General features: G+C 39.1%; 21 protein-coding genes and 1 riboswitch. Of the genes, 5 read left to right on the top strand and 16 right to left on the bottom strand.

What is annotated here, in order from left to right; all coding sequences use genetic code 11:
- The first annotated feature begins 262 nt into the window (after nt 1-262).
- Entirely contained in the window at nt 263-637 is a 375-nt protein-coding gene (locus B7E05_RS12910; RefSeq protein WP_080874589.1) for a rhodanese-like domain-containing protein, read from the top strand.
- A gap of 76 nt (nt 638-713) precedes the next feature.
- On the opposite strand, the gene gcvPB is transcribed toward B7E05_RS12910, so the two are convergent.
- The 3 genes from gcvPB to gcvT are packed head-to-tail and all read right to left on the bottom strand — an operon-like array spanning nt 714 to nt 4650.
- Nucleotides 714-2186, bottom strand: coding sequence for an aminomethyl-transferring glycine dehydrogenase subunit GcvPB (gcvPB, locus tag B7E05_RS12915; protein WP_080874590.1), 1473 nt, complete (start codon nt 2184-2186; stop codon nt 714-716).
- Nucleotides 2179-3528: an aminomethyl-transferring glycine dehydrogenase subunit GcvPA gene (gene gcvPA / locus B7E05_RS12920; protein WP_080874591.1), complete on the bottom strand. Its 1350-nt coding sequence runs from the start codon at nt 3526-3528 to the stop codon at nt 2179-2181. Before gcvPA ends, gcvPB begins: the two co-directional genes overlap by 8 nt.
- A 12-nt stretch (nt 3529-3540) precedes the next feature.
- Nucleotides 3541-4650 carry a glycine cleavage system aminomethyltransferase GcvT gene (gene gcvT, locus B7E05_RS12925; RefSeq protein WP_080874592.1) on the bottom strand — a complete coding sequence of 370 codons (1110 nt, stop codon included), beginning with the start codon at nt 4648-4650 and terminating at the stop codon, nt 3541-3543.
- A gap of 221 nt (nt 4651-4871) precedes the next feature.
- A riboswitch (glycine riboswitch) is annotated at nt 4872-4961 on the bottom strand.
- 160 nt (nt 4962-5121) lie between these two features.
- Here gcvT and B7E05_RS12930 point away from each other — a divergent pair.
- Both B7E05_RS12930 and B7E05_RS12935 read left to right on the top strand, forming a co-directional pair.
- Nucleotides 5122-6786 (top strand): DEAD/DEAH box helicase, encoded by a 1665-nt coding sequence (locus B7E05_RS12930; protein ID WP_080874593.1) that lies wholly within the window; start codon nt 5122-5124, stop codon nt 6784-6786.
- Nucleotides 6770-7558: a YqhG family protein gene (locus B7E05_RS12935; protein ID WP_080874594.1), complete on the top strand. Its 789-nt coding sequence runs from the start codon at nt 6770-6772 to the stop codon at nt 7556-7558. Before B7E05_RS12930 ends, B7E05_RS12935 begins: the two co-directional genes overlap by 17 nt.
- 172 nt (nt 7559-7730) lie before the next feature.
- On the opposite strand, the gene B7E05_RS12940 is transcribed toward B7E05_RS12935, so the two are convergent.
- On the bottom strand, nt 7731-7904 hold the full coding sequence (locus B7E05_RS12940) for a DUF2759 family protein (RefSeq protein ID WP_080874595.1): 174 nt from the start codon (nt 7902-7904) through the stop codon (nt 7731-7733).
- Nucleotides 7905-8046: 142 nt separating this feature from the next.
- Here B7E05_RS12940 and B7E05_RS12945 point away from each other — a divergent pair, with 142 nt between their 5' ends.
- Nucleotides 8047-8676, top strand: coding sequence for an MBL fold metallo-hydrolase (locus B7E05_RS12945; protein WP_080874596.1), 630 nt, complete (start codon nt 8047-8049; stop codon nt 8674-8676).
- Between the two features lie 69 nt (nt 8677-8745).
- Here B7E05_RS12945 and B7E05_RS12950 read toward each other — a convergent pair whose 3' ends face one another.
- The 9 genes from B7E05_RS12950 to comGA all read right to left on the bottom strand — a co-directional run bounded on the left by B7E05_RS12950 (nt 8746) and on the right by comGA (nt 15287).
- Nucleotides 8746-8988: a DUF2626 domain-containing protein gene (locus tag B7E05_RS12950; RefSeq protein ID WP_040985302.1), complete on the bottom strand. Its 243-nt coding sequence runs from the start codon at nt 8986-8988 to the stop codon at nt 8746-8748.
- 446 nt (nt 8989-9434) lie between these two features.
- Nucleotides 9435-10763, bottom strand: a complete 1329-nt coding sequence (gene ltrA, locus B7E05_RS12955; RefSeq protein WP_080874597.1) for a group II intron reverse transcriptase/maturase — start codon at nt 10761-10763, stop codon at nt 9435-9437.
- Between the two features lie 699 nt (nt 10764-11462).
- Nucleotides 11463-11831, bottom strand: coding sequence for a hypothetical protein (locus tag B7E05_RS12960; RefSeq protein ID WP_080874598.1), 369 nt, complete (start codon nt 11829-11831; stop codon nt 11463-11465).
- Nucleotides 11803-12270 (bottom strand): competence type IV pilus minor pilin ComGF, encoded by a 468-nt coding sequence (gene comGF / locus B7E05_RS12965; RefSeq protein WP_080874599.1) that lies wholly within the window; start codon nt 12268-12270, stop codon nt 11803-11805. The genes B7E05_RS12960 and comGF overlap by 29 nt, the downstream gene beginning before the upstream one ends.
- Nucleotides 12221-12556 (bottom strand): prepilin-type N-terminal cleavage/methylation domain-containing protein, encoded by a 336-nt coding sequence (locus B7E05_RS12970; protein ID WP_143833235.1) that lies wholly within the window; start codon nt 12554-12556, stop codon nt 12221-12223. The genes comGF and B7E05_RS12970 overlap by 50 nt, the downstream gene beginning before the upstream one ends.
- Entirely contained in the window at nt 12543-12974 is a 432-nt protein-coding gene (gene comGD, locus B7E05_RS12975; protein ID WP_080874601.1) for a competence type IV pilus minor pilin ComGD, read from the bottom strand. The genes B7E05_RS12970 and comGD overlap by 14 nt, the downstream gene beginning before the upstream one ends.
- Entirely contained in the window at nt 12961-13266 is a 306-nt protein-coding gene (gene comGC / locus B7E05_RS12980; RefSeq protein WP_080874602.1) for a competence type IV pilus major pilin ComGC, read from the bottom strand. Before comGC ends, comGD begins: the two co-directional genes overlap by 14 nt.
- A 13-nt stretch (nt 13267-13279) precedes the next feature.
- On the bottom strand, nt 13280-14320 hold the full coding sequence (locus B7E05_RS12985) for a type II secretion system F family protein (protein WP_080874603.1): 1041 nt from the start codon (nt 14318-14320) through the stop codon (nt 13280-13282).
- On the bottom strand, nt 14292-15287 hold the full coding sequence (gene comGA, locus B7E05_RS12990) for a competence type IV pilus ATPase ComGA (RefSeq protein WP_080874604.1): 996 nt from the start codon (nt 15285-15287) through the stop codon (nt 14292-14294). The genes B7E05_RS12985 and comGA overlap by 29 nt, the downstream gene beginning before the upstream one ends.
- Before the next feature lie 207 nt (nt 15288-15494).
- Between comGA and B7E05_RS12995 the strand changes: the two genes are divergently transcribed.
- Entirely contained in the window at nt 15495-15689 is a 195-nt protein-coding gene (locus B7E05_RS12995) for a YqzE family protein (RefSeq protein WP_080874605.1), read from the top strand.
- A 66-nt stretch (nt 15690-15755) separates the two neighbouring features.
- On the opposite strand, the gene B7E05_RS13000 is transcribed toward B7E05_RS12995, so the two are convergent.
- From B7E05_RS13000 to B7E05_RS13010, 3 genes are all read right to left on the bottom strand, one after another.
- Nucleotides 15756-17693 carry an LTA synthase family protein gene (locus tag B7E05_RS13000; RefSeq protein ID WP_080874606.1) on the bottom strand — a complete coding sequence of 646 codons (1938 nt, stop codon included), beginning with the start codon at nt 17691-17693 and terminating at the stop codon, nt 15756-15758.
- 221 nt (nt 17694-17914) lie between these two features.
- Nucleotides 17915-18874, bottom strand: coding sequence for an ROK family glucokinase (locus B7E05_RS13005; RefSeq protein WP_080874607.1), 960 nt, complete (start codon nt 18872-18874; stop codon nt 17915-17917).
- Nucleotides 18867-19079, bottom strand: coding sequence for a YqgQ family protein (locus tag B7E05_RS13010; protein ID WP_080874608.1), 213 nt, complete (start codon nt 19077-19079; stop codon nt 18867-18869). Before B7E05_RS13010 ends, B7E05_RS13005 begins: the two co-directional genes overlap by 8 nt.
- Nucleotides 19080-19087: the final 8 nt, after the last annotated feature.

Consider the following 19087-nt stretch of genomic DNA (forward strand, 5'->3'; position numbering starts at 1 on the left):
ATCAGTTTATCATATCTCTTTATCACAAAACAATATATAGTGCTCATTTCATTATTCTGACACAATATCTAGTTAATTATCAGAAAAGCAAGTGTTTTTTTAAAAGCTGTTACCTTTTTAATTCCCTTAAAAACAGCAAAGAAACATCGCTTTGATTGTTTTTTTATGATAACTATCCGCTTGCCAAATAAAAACTTTGAAAAATAAAATCACTACCCATATAATAAAGGTGTAGAATATAAAGATAGACGGGGGAAATAAAATGACGATTTTACTCATTGCTCTAGTTGTTTTACTTGCGATTACTATTTTTCGCTTCTATAGACAACGCACTTATTTACATGTACTGACAGAAGACCAATTTATAGAAGGTTACCGTAAAGCACAGTTAATTGATGTTCGCGAGCCCCAGGAATTTGATAAAGGCCATATTCTGGGAGCACGCAATATACCGGTTACGCAAATGAAACAAAGACTTGTTGAAATGCGGAAGGACAAGCCTATATACCTGTATTGCCAAAACAGCAGCCGTTCTGCCAGAGCTGCCCAGCTATTGCATAAAAAAGGATATAGTGACATTTATCAGCTTAAAGGCGGATTTAAAAAGTGGACCGGAAAAATTAAAACAAAAAAATAAATGATTGCGCCACGAGATGCTTTCAAATAAAAAAGCTGATTCAGAGATATTATCTGAGTCAGCTTTTATTATGGATTCATTTGTTATAAGATGCTTCTTCATACCGAAGAACGGGTTTACGTGCTGCTGTTGCTTCGTCCATCCGCTTTACAATCGTATGATGCGGCGCCTCTTGGACGATTTCCGGCTCTTCTTCTACTTCTTTTGCGATATGGGTCATGCTGTCAATAAAGGAATCAAGCGTTTCTTTGGACTCTGTTTCTGTAGGCTCAATCATCATCCCCTCTTCCACATTCAACGGAAAATAAATGGTTGGCGGATGAATATCAAAATCCAATAGTCTTTTTGCCATATCTAGTGTCCGAACACCCAATTTTTTCTGAATACTCCCTGATAGCACAAATTCATGCTTACAATGTTGCGGATAAGGCAGCTGAAATGCTTTTTCCAATTTGCGCATCATATAGTTCGCGTTGAGCACAGCATATTCACTAACCTTTTTCAATCCTTCTGCCCCCATTGTCCGAATATACGTATACGCACGTAAGTTAATACCAAAATTACCGTAGAATGGTTTTATCCGGCCGATCGATTGCGGCCTGTCATCGTCAAAGGAAAACGTATCATTTTCTTTTATAATCAACGGCTTTGGTAAATAAACGGCCAATTCTTCACTTACTCCGACTGGACCTGAGCCCGGGCCTCCGCCGCCATGTGGACCTGTGAATGTTTTATGAAGATTTAAATGCACCGCATCAAATCCCATATCTCCGGGTCTTACATAGCCCATTATGGCATTTAAATTGGCACCATCATAATAAAGCTTCCCTCCGGCTCCATGAATAATTTCGGCCATTTCTAAAATATCTTTTTCAAATAACCCTAAGGTATTCGGGTTGGTAAGCATTAATGCGGCAGTATCATCTCCAGTAACACGCCGTAAATCATCCAGATCGACAAGCCCTTCTTTATTCGATTTTACAGTCACTGCTTCAAATCCGGCTACTGCTGCCGATGCCGGATTGGTTCCATGCGCAGAATCCGGTACAATGACTTTCGTACGATGATTATCCCCATTTGCTTCGTGAAAGGCACGAATCATCATTAATGCAGTCCATTCTCCCTGCGCACCCGCTGATGATTGTAAAGAAACCTCATGCATGCCTGTAATTTCTTTTAGCGACTCCTGCAGATCATAGAGCATTTGCAAAGCGCCCTGTACAGTATTGGGATCCTGGTAGGGATGAATATGGCTGAACCCTTCCAGACGCGCAATGTCTTCATTGATTTTCGGATTATACTTCATCGTACAGGAACCAAGCGGGTAAAATCCCGAATCCACGCCATAATTGCGGGATGCAAGCCCCGTATAGTGACGAATAATATCCAATTCACTTACTTCCGGAAGCTTTGGTGCTTCCTTACGAATATAACTATCCTCTAATTCTTCTTGTAGATCAAAGGCTTCTATTTCTAATTCCGGTAAGCTGTAGCTCGTTCTTCCCTCTTTACTGCGCTCAAATAATAATGGAAAATGGTTATCAGGCATATATATCCCCCAATTCTTCAGCAAGTTGATCGATTTCTTGTTTGGTACGAATCTCTGTCACAGCTACAAGCATTTGACCTTGATAGGAAGGATCAACCTTTCCTAAATCAAAACCGCCAAGGATTCCTTTTTCAAGCAAAGCAGTATTTACTTTTGCAATATCTTGATCCAGCTGGATGACAAATTCATTAAAGAAAGAACCTTCATACACAATAGCAATACCCTTCTCTTTTAATTTCTTTTTCGCATAACGTGCTTTCTGCATGTTCATTTCAGACATTTTTCGTATCCCATGCTTCCCGATTGAACTCATCGCAACGGAGCTGGCTAACGCATTTAATGCCTGATTGGAACAAATATTTGACGTTGCTTTATCACGACGAATATGCTGTTCTCTTGCTTGCAAAGTCAACACATAACCTCTTGCGCCATTTTCATCTTTTGTTTGACCAACCAGACGTCCCGGAACTTTGCGCATTAATTTTTTACTGGTTGCGAAATATCCACAATGCGGTCCGCCAAATTGAGCGGGAATGCCAAACACTTGTGTGTCACCGGTTACAATGTCTGCACCAAATTCTCCCGGCGGAGTCAAGTAGCCGAGTGCAAGCGGGTTGCTGGATACAATCAGCATCGTTTTCTCCTGATTTTCTAATAACTGCTGAATCGATTCCATTGGCTCAATCTGACCTAAAAAGTTTGGATATTGAACCACAACACCAGCTATTTCCTCATCTAACAGCTTTTCAAGATGGGTAAGATCTGTTTTTCCATTCTTTAATGAGATCGGGATAATGTCAACTTCCTGTCCTTTCGCATACGTATGAATGACTTGCTGGTATTCCGGATGGACAGCTTCTGACACCAGTACTTTCTTTCGTTTCGTCTGGGCTGCACTTAAATTAACCGCTTCTGCTAAAGCCGTCCCCCCGTCATACATGGAGGAGTTGGCGATTGGCAGAGCCGTCAGTTCAGAAATCATGGTCTGAAATTCAAAGATAGCCTGTAACTCTCCCTGCGAAATTTCCGGCTGATAAGGTGTATAAGCCGTATAGAACTCTGATTTCGAAATGACATGGTCAACAATAGAAGGGATGTAATGGTCATACACACCCGCTCCAAGAAAAGATACGGTATCTTTGGTTGACGTATTTTTGTTTGCTAAAGCTGTTAACTCCTTGGTCAACGCGTATTCATTCACTGGTGCTTTTAAGTCTAATTCTTTCTGCAAACGGACACTGGTCGGAATGTCAGCAAATAACGCCTCTGTATCCTTTATTCCTATGACGTCCAACATGTCTTGTTTATCTTCCCTTGTCATCGGCAAATAACGAAACTCCATCTTTTCTCCCCCTTATTTGTTACGCTGATAGAATGGTGTCTTGACTACTTTTGCTCTTAAGCGGCGTTTACGGACCTGAATTTCCATCTCTGTTCCAATCTCTGTGAATGCAGATTGAACCAGCACGAATCCAATATTTTTGTGTTGAGTCGGTGATTGTGTGCCGGAAGTAACAAATCCAATTTCTTTATCATCCTGATACACAGCATAACCATGTCTCGGAATGCCTTTATCTATCATCTCGATGCCAACAAGCTGCCTCGCTGCCCCATGATTTGCTTGTTGTTCAAGTGCTTCTTTCCCAATAAAATCGGTACCCTTATTCAGCTTTACAGCAAAACCTAAACCAGCTTCCAATGGCGAAATATCAGGTGAGAGCTCTTGCCCATACAAAGCAAGCCCTGCTTCAAACCGGAGTGTATCTCTTGCTCCTAAGCCGACAGGCTGTATTCCTTCCTCTTTTCCTGTTTCTAATAAAAGATTCCATAAACGTTCGCCATTTTCTGAATCCAGATAAATTTCAAAACCATCTTCCCCTGTATAGCCTGTTCTGGAAATGAAGGCTTTCCCATCTATCCCTTCCACCACCACATCCTTTTTAAAACGGAAGAAAGAGATATCATCAAGTGGTTCCTTTACAACTTTTTGTAAAATCTGCTCCGCTTTTGGTCCTTGCAACGCTAATTGTGCTAAATTTTCCGAAATATTTTCTATGACGACATTTGCAGTAAACTTATTTTTCTCCTGCAGCCACGCAAAGTCTTTTTCTGTATTCGCTGCATTAACAACAAGCAAGTATTCATTTTCCGCAAGCATATAGACAATGAAATCATCGACTGTCCCGCCATTTTCATAGCACATCATCGTATACTGTGCCTTATTTGGTACAAGCTTGGTAATATCATTTGTGCATACTGTCTGTAGAAAATGCCCGCTTCCTGGTCCACTTACCAAAATCTCCCCCATATGCGACACATCAAACAACCCGGCTTTTGTCCGAACGGCTTCATGCTCCTCTTTAATACTTGAAAACTGAACCGGTAAATCCCATCCGCCGAAATCAATGGTCTTGGCAACCCTTTCATAAGCTGGAAAAATTGGCGTACGTTTTAATACCCCCATCGGATTCTCTCCTTTTTAAAGTTGATTAAAATCTGCTGGTAAAACAAAGTCATTGATTTTTCGCACAAAAATAGAGACTCCTCCTCAAAGAAGTCTCTGTCCGCAAACCAGAAAGTTGCGTATCCGCCAAATCGCAGGGTATGTTACAGCCCGTAGACAGGGATACTTGCTTCGTGGGTGGTTCATAAGTGTTACAAACTTATAAACGCTCTCCAGAGTAGCGTCCTACAAGAGTCTTTTTGCCTGAGAGATTCGCTCTTAACTTGCTCCTTCGGCGTTACATAGACTGTAAGCTCTCCCCTTGTATTCATCCGCTGATTGAATATATGCATGTTGGTTATACTAAAGGATGTATAACCTGTCATTCTATATATATGTTAGCAGGAAAATCTATTTGACAAAAGTATATCATATCTCTTCAAAAAAGTAATCGAAAACCATATTTAAACTGCAAGGATGTGAATCAAATATATGGATTCTATTCAAGTTCAACAAGATAATCAATTTATAAATGATTTAGAATCAGCTTTTCGTGATGAAAATGACTTAACAAATTGGGAGCTTTTTCGTATGGCATACCAGGCGGCAAATGTAACCAAACGGCCCTCTTTCAGAGGATTGCAAGCATTGGAATACCTGCCTCATTTGGATATTTTAGACCACCAATTACAAGCTGCGGAACAAGCAATTGAAACGATGCATGGACGTGCCATTTTAGCGGATGAAGTAGGGCTTGGAAAGACAATTGAAGCAGGCCTGGTTTTAAAAGAATATATGGTAAGAGGACTGGTGAAGAAAGCACTCATACTTGTTCCTGCTTCTCTCGTTAATCAATGGGAAAAAGAATTAAATGAGAAATTTTTAATCCCTGCTATTGCTTATCGAAAAAATTACAGCTGGGAAGATAATGCCATTATTATATCTTCTATTGATTCAGCCAAACGTTCTCCGCATCGGGAGGCGATCTTAGAGTTAGATTATGATTTTATTCTGGTGGATGAAGCACATAAATTAAAAAATGAGCAGACAAAAAACTACCAATTTGTACAGGAATTAAAGAAAAAGTATTGTCTTTTATTAACAGCTACGCCTGTCCAGAATAAGCTGTTAGAATTATTTAATCTGGTCAGCCTTTTAAAACCTGGACATTTAGGTAATTATAAAAGTTTCACAGAGAAATACGGAAAGGATCGCCAAAAAATGGAGCGGGATCCTTATCTGAAGAAACTTGTTCAGCAAGTGATGGTTCGTAACACAAGAAAAGATACAACTTTAAACCATTCCAAAAGAAACATCGAGACGATCTGGACATCGCTGCCTGACAGTTACCAGAAGGTTTACCAGCAATTAATGGAGTTGTCTTTTGGAATGGCATCATTTGCTAAAATCACTTATTTACGTGAATTCTGCTCTTCCAGAGAAGCCTGTTTTACGTCACTGATAAAATTAGGCGATCATGAAAATCATACAGCTATACAAGAAGCCATCGGAAATATTGAACAGTTGGAGCATCATCCAAAAGCGGAGGCGTTAACCAATCTGATTAAATCCCTGGATGGAGAAAAAGTGATTGTTTTTACGGAATATCGTGCCACCCAGTATTATTTGCAATGGTACCTGCAGCAGCATGGGATCTCCTCCGTGCCTTTTCGCGGCGGATTTAAAAGGGGTAAAAAAGATTGGATGAAACAATTATTTAAAAATCATGCGCAGGTACTGATTGCTACAGAAGCTGGCGGGGAAGGAATTAACCTGCAATTTTGCCATCACCTGATTAATTATGATTTACCTTGGAATCCAATGCGTTTGGAACAGCGAATCGGCCGTATTCATCGTTATGGTCAGGAATCAGATGTGCACATCTATAATATTGTCACGAAACAGACGATTGAGGAGCATGTGTTATCCATGCTTTATGAAAAAATAAATCTGTTTGAAAATGTGATTGGTAACTTAGACGCTATTTTAGCAGAGTTAAAAGTGGACAGCATGGAAAAAGAAATCGAATCGATTTATCAGGAATCCACTTCAGCGGGAGAAGTCCGGATTAAACTCGACAATCTGGCATCTGTGATGGAACAGGCAAATACGGAAATACAAAATGAGGAGCAGTATAGAGATGGAACAGCAAATTGATTTATCAGCATTTCTTACCGACTACTTTGAAACAAAACATTGTACCATTCTTTCTAAAGATGAAGGGCAAATCCATATTCAGCTGACTGAGAAAATGGATAAGGAATTAATGAATCGCCCCTTCTATTGGCATTACATCAAAAAAATAGGACGGGAAGGAGAACCTCAAGCACTTCGATTGATTACAGACAAAGAAAAAACAAATGAACCCGGAGAATGGATTCATTTTGGCAGTCCGAGACTTCATCAAATTATGAATAAACTGACGGAAAAAGAACGCTATACAAGGTTGTTTGAACAAGTTCGCACTTCAGACAATACACCCTTGTATCCTTGGCTTGTTGCAAATATAAAAATCAGTTACCGTGGCGCACAACATAAAGACGAAATATTTTCTATTGGCTTGCAGTTACTCCACGGACATATGACCTTAAACATGATGGATTTTCTGGAGGATATTCCTCTTGATAGAACCATCTCAGATTATTGTTATACACTGACACCGATGATCCAGCCTAAAAGCGGTTTTCTCCGTATTCAGAATGTTTTATTACAGCATGTTCAAAACCAGGATAATGCTTGGGCTGCTGCTTCTATAGAGCAATTGGAAACAGAAAAAGCAACATTAAAGCATTTTTATGAAGATGAACCTGACCATCCAAGATATGTGGAAGAATTAGAAGCTTTGGAGAAACGGTTTAAACCAACAATTTCTTTTCAAGTAATCAATGGAGGAATTTTTTATTTAACGCAACGGCAACTGGAGGAGTGAGTTAGGGACCCACGGAAAGACTGGTGTTTTTCCGTAGCGGTCGGCTTAATCTCACAACATTACAAAACGTTATACTTTTTTATGCTTGAAACAAAGAAAATCCGGACTTATCTGAATTCTGGTAAAAGAATTCAAATATATCCGGATTCTTCATTAACTGAAACACGTTTTTTTATCCAACAATTTCTGAAATAATCGTTGCAATAGAAAAGAAACCAAACACAACAGCAGCCAGACCAGAGAATAATAGCGCCAGTATATTTTTATACTTCAACTGGCGAACGATGGATACAACCGCTAATAATGCAACTGCTAAAAATAAAATACCTAATACAATATGGCCCATCCGAAAAACTCCTCCTTTTCAAGGTAAAGAATCTTGTGTAAAATGTCAGTATTTAATACTATGTAATTATCGTTAAACTATTTATATTTTATAGTATTTCCAAGCGTTTGTCGAGTTATTATAAAAGAATGGAGAGAAGAATATGGAAATCATCGCAATGCCAGTAGGACTGGTTCAGGCAAATTGTTATATCGTTTACAAAAAAGAAGAAAAAGAAGCTTTGGTCATTGATCCCGGCGGAGAACCCGAAAAAATCATCGAAGCTATCAAAAGCAATCATTTACATGTGAAGGCCATCCTGCTGACACATGCGCATTTTGATCATATAGGAGGGCTAGACCGTGTACGAGAATTCACGAATGCACCAGTCTATCTTCATAAAGCCGAATGGAACTGGTTAGGAGAACCTGCATTAAATGGATCGATTAAACTGACAGGACAGACGATTGCTGCTCAGGAGGCGGATACAGAATTGACAGAAGGAACGCTGCATATCGGAAGCTTTTCAATAGAAACGTTACACACACCCGGACACTCTCCAGGAAGTATCAGTTTCGTTTTTTCTGAAGATAATTTTGCTGTCTCTGGAGACGTATTATTTCAACAGGGCATTGGCAGAACAGACTTAATCGAGGGAGATATAGATATCTTGGAAAAGTCCATAAGGGAAAAACTTTATCATCTGCCGGCAGATTTAACCGTTCTCCCCGGCCATGGTCCTGCAACAACCATCGACTATGAAAAGAAAAATAATCCTTTTTTCCCTGCATAAAGAAAAATATTGTATCGATGAAAAAAGACCGCCTGTTTGACATACAGATGGTCTTTTTTCCGCTGTTTTTTAATGTCCAAATCCAGGTACCAGGATAAACTCTGAATACCAGGTATATCCCACAATAAATACCGTACAATATGCACCGAATAAGTACATGTACATACGTTCAGACAGCTTTAAGTAACTCAGTGTAAGGAAAAACGCCGTTTGAACCAGGAATAATAGTGCAGTATTCAGCATGTCACCTACATAAAACATTACTGTAAAAATACCTGTCCAAAAGGCAAGAACACGAAACATGCGGTCCATGTCTTCCCCCTCCTTTATAGGTAACGTTCTCATAGTTATTATATACGAGCAAGAAAGGATTGTAAACGGTTCTTATAAATATCATCCCCCCAATGATATTTATTTATTTGAAAACAATGATAAAAATGACATTTTATTCATTATCCGTCTTACAAAAGCTCTTTGGCGGGACGAGTAAACGCAGCAATGTTGTCAGGTTAAGCCGACCGCTACGGAAAAATACTGCGCTTTCCGTGGGCTTGAGCTCAGCCTCCTCGAAAAAAGAAGATCACTTTTTTCTGCGGGGTCTTCCCACTGGGACTGCGCTTACTCGCCCCACCGAAGAGCTTTTGCGCTTTCCCAGTCGAGTAAGCGGGAATTCAGTTCTATAACTTCTGACTGAATTCCTCTACTCCTCCCAGAACCGTGCGAGCGGTATTACCGCACACGGCTCCTCCTATCAACCTTCACAGAATATAGCTAATGTGATTTCGCAGGCTATATATATTTACTCTAATTTCCGGACGGACAAGCGGATACTTTTGTACGAACCGTTGAAACTTCTCCCAACTGAATGATTTCTTCTGGCTTCGTCGATTCATCCACTTGAATAAAAGTTGTTTCACTTTGTCGTAAAAGTACCTTACTTCATATATATTATCCGTGACACAATAGTAGTTGTAATAGCCTTGGAGCGCTAAATTGAGTCGCTCCATAATTAATCGGATATCCATCGTTCGATGCTTCTGAAGCCACTCCTTGTGCCTTTTAAGTTTTGCTTTCACTTTCTTGCTGCTGCTTTTACGCTTCACTCGGAACCTTCCGTTCCGGCTTCTGCTGCAGTAGTGCGTGAAACCCAGAAAATCAAAGGTAGGTGGCTTCCCTTTCTTTTTACGCTTACAGTCCTCTTCAGCGAAACGGCCAAACGGAATAATAGTAGTCTTCTCTTCCGCCATCTCTAGGCGGAATTTGTTTAACCGTTTTCTAAGCTTGTGGTAAAAGGCTTCTGCATCGCTTTTGTGTTGAAAGCAACATACGAAATCATCCGCATATCGAACCATGTATGACTGGCCTCTGCTTTCTTTGCGTATCTTCTTCTCAAACCATAAATCAAGAACGTAATGCAGGTATATATTCCCAAGAATTGGCGAAATGATGCCACCTTGCGGAGTGCCTCCCTCTGTCCGATAATACTTTCCTTCCTCCATATAGCCGCCTTTTAGAAAGCGACCAATAATTCGAAGGAAGCTTGGGTCATTAATACGGTGCTCCAGAAAGGTCATCATCCATTTATGGTCTACATTGTCAAAGAAGCCTTTGATGTCTACATCTACTACATAACTGGTATATCGCTTTTCAATATACACGTTTAGCGTCTTTAACGCATCATGACAGTTTCTTTTCGGACGAAATCCAAAGGAGCTGTCGAGAAAGTCATTCTCGTAAATAGCGTTTAATATCTTGGCCATACCTCTTTGAACGATTTTATCTTCATGTTCCGGGATACCTAAGGGTCTTTTCTTCTTTGTACCGGGTTTGTCAATATACGTTCTTCTTACCGGCACTGGTCGATACTTCTTCCCTTTCATGCGCAATACTAAGTCTTTGATATTATCGTCCAAATTGGCTCCATATTCTCCTTTGGTTACCTCATTGATACCTGTAGCCTTTTTATTTGGAAGTTCCTTATGGCATTGTTTCAGATTTTCTTCATTGAGAAGATGTGCTAAAGATGTAAAGACCATATCCTTATTTTCTTTCGCTAATTCTGCTATCCTTCGCAGTTCAGTTTCCATTCATTCTCCACCTCCGTGTGTGGTTGATGTGTCCCCTTGAAGGGCATTGATAAGTGGTGGCCTTTCCTCCATCAGCGTTACCCGACTTCATTGGTACTATGCCACCATCCGACTACCTTTAGGCTTCTGGCTACCTCACTTTATTATCGCTTGTTCACCATTACCTTCCTGCTAATTTGTTGGAAAGACCGTAAAGGTTCTCCCGAGTTGCCGTGATATATCTATGTGTAACGTGCCAAGGTCATCGACTCCGAGGAAGCTAGTGTTTTCTTGCCTTTTGTCGTAAACACCAGTGTTGTCTTCTAAGCTCCTGAACTTATCGACCTTCCTATCTCTTCACGGAATTTCGAAGCTCTATCCCTTCAACCGCTCTTGGTTTTCCGCCCATTACCTCACTGTCTACGCTTAAAAGCTTGTGTTACCACAAGCCCTCCAAGACTCGCTACGAGTGAATGGCTAGTTCTTTCTCGACGGGAATCCCACCCGCTATATATCACGACCTATGCTCGGTCGCTCCAGGAGTCTCCGTATTTTTCCTCCGCTAGTTAGCTTTATTGCTATCTACTTGTAGCTACTATATTTTTTATAAAATTCATTAACCTGACAACATTGGTAATCGCAAAAGCTCTTCGGTGGGACGAGTAAGCGCAGTCCCAGTCCCAGCCAGCTCCACTGCGAAAAAGATTCTCAAAATGAATATTAGAAAAATGGTTTGTTTAACTGGTAAACATGATCGCTGCCTTTCTGTTTAATAAACAAGAGTATATAGACCTTTTCGCCCAATTCTTCCCGAAATGATATGGAAACCTCGCCTTGCGGAAAAACATAATCCGTTTGATATGATGGAGAAATGTCATCTTCACTTAGTTCTTTACGCGCCTTCTGATAAGCCATTTGAGAGAGTGTTTCTATCTCAATATGATCCAACTGGTTATGAACGATTTCTTTTGCAGTCTGATACTGGGAAAGCAAAAAATGAATGGACAGAAAAACGATAAGAATGACCCAGACAACATGCAATAACAGAAAACCTTGTTGATTATGGAGCGTTATAAATTGTTTTTTCATATACTTCACCTGACTCTTTGGTAATCGTTAAGAATATAGCATTTGTCTGTTCTTCAAAGGCAACATCAGATACGTCATGTAGATATATTTCATGTCCTTGTCTGTTTACCTGCCTTCGTATGGAATGGTTATATTGGCTGAACGTTGCTGTTTTCTCTGTATTATCATTTCGATCAAGAAACCGGATATGCAATTGGTTATCAGCAACATGGATGGAAGTAGAGGCAATGATATCATCGTGTAAATGGATGAAAAATTGTTGCATAGATAAGGCTTCTGTATATGTTTGTTTTAATGAAAGTGTAGACAGAGCATAATGCACAAAAGGCAGCGTTAATGTCAGAACCGTCAAAGCAACCAGCATCGAAATGAGAGTAAACCCTTTTTGATTATTCCAATATGGCATAGAGACATTTTGTTTCTGTTTTTTGTTTGGCATTAGTCCATTCTGCACATCCTTTCAAATACTCCCCTTCCAGTTTGAAAGAAAATTCTGCAGAAGTCCGGTAAGGAGTTACAGTATAGTTGCTTGGGTAAGACGTTATTCCAATAAACACCCCTTGCAAATCATCATGCAGTTTACTTGTTATTTGGACTCTTTCGACTGAATCATACTGTTCTTTTGCAAGGAGGGAGAGAAGAGGAAAAAGCATGGTAAGCATGGTAAATAGAAGCAGCGATGCAATCAGGGTTTCAAATAAGGTAAATCCTTTATCGTTTTTCAACATAAAATCTGCCTTTCCCCAGTGGAAATACAATCTGATACGGCTCCCCTGCTAAGCTTACCCAAATGGTTTGTGGATTTTTTATAATCCCGCGCACATAAAATGCCACATCTTTTGGATAAGAACTCTCCAAAGAGAATTGGGATGGATATTCTCGTGTTATAACAGTAGAGCGATTAAGCGTAATACGATAGTTATCTGGATGGAATTTTAGAACATAGGGCATATTAATCTCCTGGGTGCTCGCTGTATTTTGCAAATAGAGTACATCCATTTCTAACGTATCAAGGAATTGCTTAAGCTCCAGTTTGTCTGTTTGTTCCACCTGCAGTTTAGGAACGAGTAACAACATCACAGCTAATATGGATAATGCAAATAATGTTTCGATTAACGTAAACCCTTGTTCAGTTCGAGGCATTTACCACACCGTTAGAAATAGAAAGGCTATTACCATCGGAGCATGTTGTTTGATCTTCGGTAATATAATCCGCGCTTACGAGCTGGTTTATGCTGGAAGGTAAATTGCCCGTATCAATATGATAAGCATCTGTTTGTGCTTGGACGACAGAAATCAACGCTTCACAGCCTTTTGAATGCACATCCCCTGTTTTCTTGCCCAGATTCGGTATAATTAAAATCATGATGACAGAGATGACCATTAAGACGATAAGCATCTCTATCAATGTGAAACCCTTCTGATTTTTCAACATATTACAAACTCCTTTACAACGTATTCATTAATTCAAACATCGGCGACATTAAACTGATATAGATAAATATGATAAACGCTCCAATGATGGAGAAAAAAACAGGCTGAATATAGACAATTCTTTTTTGAAGCCGCTGATACATCGTATCGATAGAAACATCGGCAAAGATAGCTAAATCTTTTGCTAAGCTTTTCGCATCCATATTAGAAGATAAAATATCTGTCAAGTGACTTTCTAAAAATGCCATTGTGGTTAATAGACCGTGGATTGACCGCCCTTTAAAATATTCTAATTGCATTTGTTTTGCGTAATAAGAAATGATTGGAAGCTTTGTCTGCTTGGACATATAATTCAAAATTTCTTTCATGGGCATGCCTGTTTGTAGAAGAGAACTGTACAAAGCAGCAAAATGAAAGGATGTTTGTTTCCTGAGGTAAGAACGGTATAGAGGGATTCTTTTATACCATTTCATTTTCGTTTCTAAAGAAATATTTTTTCTCACAAAAAGCCAAATGAGTGTACCTATGGTGAAGAAAAAAAGCAGAACAAGGATAACATATCCGAACCATGAGGAAAGAAGAATAACGACCTGAAGCAGGACAGGGAGTTCTCCAAACAAAAGCTGCTGGAAGGAAGGGATGACATACGAGTAAATAAAAAACAACAATACACTGAAAATCAGCAATAATATAAGCGGGTAACGGACCGTTTGCTGGAATTTACGAATATATTGAACACGCTGCTGAAATAATTGATAGCAATGTTCAATCCGTTCGTGTATATTGGATTTTTCCCGTACAACAAAAAGATAAGAGACCACCGAGTGATGAAAACCTGCTTTATCTAAAGCTTCATCCAAATGTTCTCCTGCTTCCAGACTTCTCAAAATCTGGCTGGAGATGTGTTCCAACTCCCCGTAGTATTTCATGGTATCTAAAGAATGGATAAGGGTAAGACCTCTTGCAAGCATACGCTGCAGAACATGTAAAAATTGCAGTTGTACAGCAATTGATATCTTTTGATTATTACGGAGAAATCGTTTCGCTAAAGCCATAAGCAAATGCCTTCCTTTGTAAATTTTTAAATTGCTGTTTTTCCGGCAAGTTTTGCAATGTACCTTCAATCGCTTCTGTCAGAGGAACACCGTCGATTAGTTCTCCGATAGCACTCCGCTGCCTTTTATTCTTTCTGGTAATCGGAATTAATCGCAGTGCCCCTACTCCAATAAGAATCTGGTGAAGATCCGCTTTCTTAATCCCCATTTCTTTTAAGCGGAAAATCGTTCCGACAGCATTTTTCGCATGTAGTGTACTCAACACAAGATGACCTGTCAAAGCTGCTTCTACAGCAAAATGAGCGGTTTCTTTATCTCTGATTTCTCCAACCATCAGAATATCCGGATCATGACGTAAAGCTGCTTTTAAACCCGTTTGATAGGAAATACCCGCTTTCTCATTAATTTGTACTTGTAAAATTTGTTTTATTTTTCTCTCGATGGGGTCTTCTAAGGAGATAATTTGGCAAGGTCTTTCCTTCATTTTCATTTCTAACAGAGAATATAGCGTGGATGATTTCCCGCTTCCGGTTGCCCCGGTTACCAGGATAAGTCCGGCTTCATGGTTCATCCATCTTCGCATTTGCTGTATTTGATTGGGAAAAAGAAATAAATAATCCAGCGGTAACGTCTCATTTTGAGGAAGAATTCGAATAGCAATCGTCTCTTGCTGGTGATGGGGAAGTGTAGAAATACGAAGTGCATAATCTTTTTTTCCAAAGTGCCAGATCATAATTCCTGCCTGAGGCTTTCTGCTTTCACCAATATCCATGTTGGCACTGAATTTAAAATATGTTCTTAGCAGCTGATATTGTTTTGTCAGGATAGTACGGATAAAAGTACGTTTACCGTGGATACGAAAGTAAATTTCAGTTTCCTGCTCATAAGGGTAGAAGTGGATATCGGATGCTTGCTGTTGTGCTGCTGCCTGAAAGAGGTCGTCAGATAACTTTGTGACGTGATTCATTTACTCACCTCCTCTAATAAATATTTCTGACATAATCTATAAGTTCGACGTTTTTTCGGATTATCCTTCTTTTTTCTAGAAAAAAGAATATATTTTTTCTCCGTGGTTTAAACTATATATAAAACAACTTCGAACAGCATTTACTCCTGCCATTACGAATACAGAAGATACGGAGCAACTTTCTTTCAAAGGAGCGTTGAATAAAAGATGAAAAGCAATGATTATATTCGATTTTTGACAGAAGAAACAATCAAATACATGAACTTATCTTCCGAAGAAAAAAAAGAACGCAAACAACAAAAGAAGCAATCGACTAACCAGTTATACAGCAACAAATGGTTAGGTGTTATTCCTTTTTCGATTCAGTCTTGGTATCACAAAAGAAAAAACAGCCGAAACTAAATCGACTGTTTCTCGTTATTCTTCGTAAAAAAACGATGCAGGCATATTCGCCTGCATCGTTTACGTTTATTCTTCCTCATCGCCAAAATCAACAAATCGGAATAAGTCTCCGTAAATAAGAGAGTCAGAATAAGAAAGTTCGGTATCTACTTGTTCTTGAACAGATTCACAAGTATTTTGTACGTTTTCCGATTCTTCACTTGCTTCTTCCTCTGAATTAGCCTCTTCCTCGACGACATCATCCATTGGCTCTCCTGTTTCACGGTCATAACAAGCACCAGCAGTACTTACATAATCATCAGTGATAAAATCGCCATTTCGTAATGCGATATAATCTTTTCTATCATCACTGAATAAGTCATTTCCGAAGTAAATATCATCATCAGATTCAATACCCAGCATGTTCAACATGGTCGGTTTCAAATCAATTTGGCCACTGATTTTATCAATTTCTTTACCATTACCGTCTCCCGGGATATGAATAAATAATGGGACACGTTGTAACTGAACCTGGTCATAAGGTGTAATCTCATCCTTATCCAAGAATTGGGCCATTGCTTTATTGTGGTTTGCACTGATTCCAATATGGTCACCCATAATCACAATGACAGAGTCTTCATACAGACCGGATTCTTTCAATTCATCAAAGAATTCTTCAATAGACTCATCCATGTAACGTACAGTTGGAATATAACTGTTTAACGTATTGGAGTTGGAATCAAACTTATCAATAGTAGCATCTTCCTCATCCAATTCAAATGGAAAGTGGTTGGTCAGTGTAATCATTTTTGTATAGAACGGTTCTTCTTGCTCTTCTAAAAGCGGAATAGATTGTTCAAAGAATGGTTTATCCTTCATACCCCATCCTACAGAGTTTTCCGGAGTTACATCATAAGATTCTTCCCCTTTGAACTCATCGATATTCAGGCTGTTATACATTTGTTCCCGATTCCAGAAACTTTTATTATTCGCATGCAGTACAGATGACGTATAGCCCTCATCTTTAATCATTTCCGGGAATGAATGATACTCATTTCCTCCATGTGTAAAGAATACTGCACCGCGAGATAATGGGTACATGGAATTTTCTACTAAAAATTCGGAATCAGATGTATTCCCCTGACCCGTTTGTTCATAAAAGTTGTCAAAGTAATACGTATCCTCATCATGCGCCAGATCATTAAGGAATGGTGTCACTTCTTCTCCATTCACTTCACTGTCCATCGCAAAATGCTGCAAGGATTCAGCGTTAATGAAAATGATATTTTTATCCTTCGCAATACCATTCATTTCTTCACTGCTCTCATGATCCACATTTTCTTTTATATAATCCTGAATTTCAGGAATTTCATTACCGTCTGCAAACACACGTTGTGATTCATTTTTAGAATGAACAACGACATCATATACATGATAGTTCAGCAATCCAATATTTTTTACTAAATATTCGCGGTCAAAACCACGGGTGAACAGCTGTGGTCTTTCCATTTCTGCAAGGAAAAAGTTACCTGCAAGTAAAACTAATGAAAATGCCAGTACGCCGACTTTACCGCTTCTTGGATACAGCACGGATAAGTTTCCTTCAAATTTCTTACTTAAATACCAGACGATCGCAACATCTGCAAAAATGAACAGATCCCATGGTTTAATTAGAGTTAAGATACTGGATCCTAAATCTGTCATATTGCTTCCCATAAATAGTTGCGGGATGGTGATAAAGTCTGTGAACTGCCGGTAGAATACCAGATTTGCCCAAACAAGTAAGGACATTGCCAACATCGCATACCGAATGTACTTCATTTGTCTGGAAGATTTTTTAAACCATACTCCTAATGCCAGAATTAAGAATGCTGACACAAACGGATTAATAAACAAAATTAATTCCTGCATGGAGTTATCAAGTTCAATATTAAATACAAACCGGTAGACAATATACGTTTTCAGACCAAGTAATAGTGCCGCAATCACATAGAGCGGTATCTTTGGCTTTTTTAATTGTTTCATTTATATCCTCTCCTAATTGATAAAAACAGGAATACGAATTTGTTCTTTAACATATTACTTCCCATTTTATTAGCTAATGTAAACCTACAACTAGAGAATTTTACATCCTTTTCATACGATTTGGCAAGAGAAAGGTTTCACATTAAATCATTTTATTTTATTACCCGTTCATAAATTACTATTTTAGTAGATAATCTGAAAAAATCAAGTCTGAAAATCAGTTAATTATTATTTTCATACACTAGATAAGCCCCACCAATGATACCCGCGTCATTCCCAAGCTGGCAAACTTTAATGGTGCAAACCTCGCTTATCCTTGGTAAAGCGTGCTTTCTGAATGCTTGGGTTACAGCTTGTATCAAATAATCTCCTGCATTTGATACGCCGCCGCCTATCAAAATATTGGAAGGATTGATAATCATTGACATGTTCGATAGTGCTTTCCCTAAAACATCTGTTGTATAGTCTATAATTTCCTTAGAAGCGGGATCTCCCTGTTTCGCCAAATCAAAAATATGACGGGTGGTAATGCTTCCCTCTGCTTGAAATACTTTCGCTAAGAGCGAATCGGGATTTGCCTGGACTTTTTCCATTCCTTGTCTAACAATACCGGTCGCCGATGCTATCGTTTCTAAACAGCCCCTTTTACCACAATTACATAAATGACCGTTTTCCAGCACTTCAATATGACCAATCTCACCCGCCATACCATTGGCGCCGTTTAAAATCGTACCATTAGCGATGATTCCGCCGCCAACACCTGTACCTAATGTAATAGCTATTAAATTTCTGGATTGATTTCCTGCACCAACCCAATTTTCTCCTAAAACTGCAATGTTCGCATCATTTTCAACATAAACAGGAACATTTGCAAGCTTTCCAAGTTCTTCAGCTAAACGAACGTCTTTCCAACCAATGTTAACGGCTTCTGCAATGACACCTGTATGCGCATCAACAAAACCGGGTGCTCCGACACCAATGCCTTTTATAGAAGCATTGTTAAACGGTGGTGTTTGCAATTTAGACGCCATGCTGGACCAAATATCTGAAATGATATTCTCGCCATTATTCGTTAAATCAGTGGGGATTTCCCATTTATCCTGAATCGTTCCATCTTTCGTAATAAAGCCAATTTTCACTGTGGTTCCACCAATATCTGCACCTGCTAATAATTCATTCATTGACACCGTTTCCTTTCTCGTATTCTCTCATTTCTTTTTTTAAAAGCAATACGGCTTGCTGAAATTGTTGTCCATTAATTAATTTCCATTCATATAGTTCATTTATTTCCATCATCATTAATTCTAAATCGCCTAAACGATCCTTAGTATAAATCAATGTGCCGAATTTCATCAGCAACTTTCGTATATCATGTATATTTTTCATGCTATCAC

Source organism: Oceanobacillus timonensis (genome assembly GCF_900166635.1).
GTDB lineage: Bacteria > Bacillota > Bacilli > Bacillales > Amphibacillaceae > Oceanobacillus > Oceanobacillus timonensis.

Coding starts and splice junctions, on each gene's coding strand:
- comGC (WP_080874602.1), bottom strand. CDS start 13,266: ATGTTGAAAAATCAGAAGGGTTTCACATTGATAGAGATGCTTATCGTC.
- comGA (WP_080874604.1), bottom strand. CDS start 15,287: ATGAATCACGTCACAAAGTTATCTGACGACCTCTTTCAGGCAGCAGCA.
- B7E05_RS12930 (WP_080874593.1), top strand. CDS start 5,122: ATGGATTCTATTCAAGTTCAACAAGATAATCAATTTATAAATGATTTA.
- B7E05_RS13005 (WP_080874607.1), bottom strand. CDS start 18,874: ATGAATGAATTATTAGCAGGTGCAGATATTGGTGGAACCACAGTGAAA.
- B7E05_RS12995 (WP_080874605.1), top strand. CDS start 15,495: ATGAAAAGCAATGATTATATTCGATTTTTGACAGAAGAAACAATCAAA.
- B7E05_RS12940 (WP_080874595.1), bottom strand. CDS start 7,904: ATGGGCCATATTGTATTAGGTATTTTATTTTTAGCAGTTGCATTATTA.
- gcvT (WP_080874592.1), bottom strand. CDS start 4,650: ATGGGGGTATTAAAACGTACGCCAATTTTTCCAGCTTATGAAAGGGTT.
- B7E05_RS12935 (WP_080874594.1), top strand. CDS start 6,770: ATGGAACAGCAAATTGATTTATCAGCATTTCTTACCGACTACTTTGAA.
- gcvPA (WP_080874591.1), bottom strand. CDS start 3,528: ATGGAGTTTCGTTATTTGCCGATGACAAGGGAAGATAAACAAGACATG.
- B7E05_RS12950 (WP_040985302.1), bottom strand. CDS start 8,988: ATGGACCGCATGTTTCGTGTTCTTGCCTTTTGGACAGGTATTTTTACA.
- B7E05_RS12910 (WP_080874589.1), top strand. CDS start 263: ATGACGATTTTACTCATTGCTCTAGTTGTTTTACTTGCGATTACTATT.
- ltrA (WP_080874597.1), bottom strand. CDS start 10,763: ATGGAAACTGAACTGCGAAGGATAGCAGAATTAGCGAAAGAAAATAAG.
- B7E05_RS13000 (WP_080874606.1), bottom strand. CDS start 17,693: ATGAAACAATTAAAAAAGCCAAAGATACCGCTCTATGTGATTGCGGCA.
- B7E05_RS12985 (WP_080874603.1), bottom strand. CDS start 14,320: ATGGCTTTAGCGAAACGATTTCTCCGTAATAATCAAAAGATATCAATT.
- gcvPB (WP_080874590.1), bottom strand. CDS start 2,186: ATGCCTGATAACCATTTTCCATTATTATTTGAGCGCAGTAAAGAGGGA.
- B7E05_RS13010 (WP_080874608.1), bottom strand. CDS start 19,079: ATGAAAAATATACATGATATACGAAAGTTGCTGATGAAATTCGGCACA.
- B7E05_RS12945 (WP_080874596.1), top strand. CDS start 8,047: ATGGAAATCATCGCAATGCCAGTAGGACTGGTTCAGGCAAATTGTTAT.
- comGF (WP_080874599.1), bottom strand. CDS start 12,270: ATGCCAAACAAAAAACAGAAACAAAATGTCTCTATGCCATATTGGAAT.
- comGD (WP_080874601.1), bottom strand. CDS start 12,974: ATGCCTCGAACTGAACAAGGGTTTACGTTAATCGAAACATTATTTGCA.
- B7E05_RS12960 (WP_080874598.1), bottom strand. CDS start 11,831: ATGAAAAAACAATTTATAACGCTCCATAATCAACAAGGTTTTCTGTTA.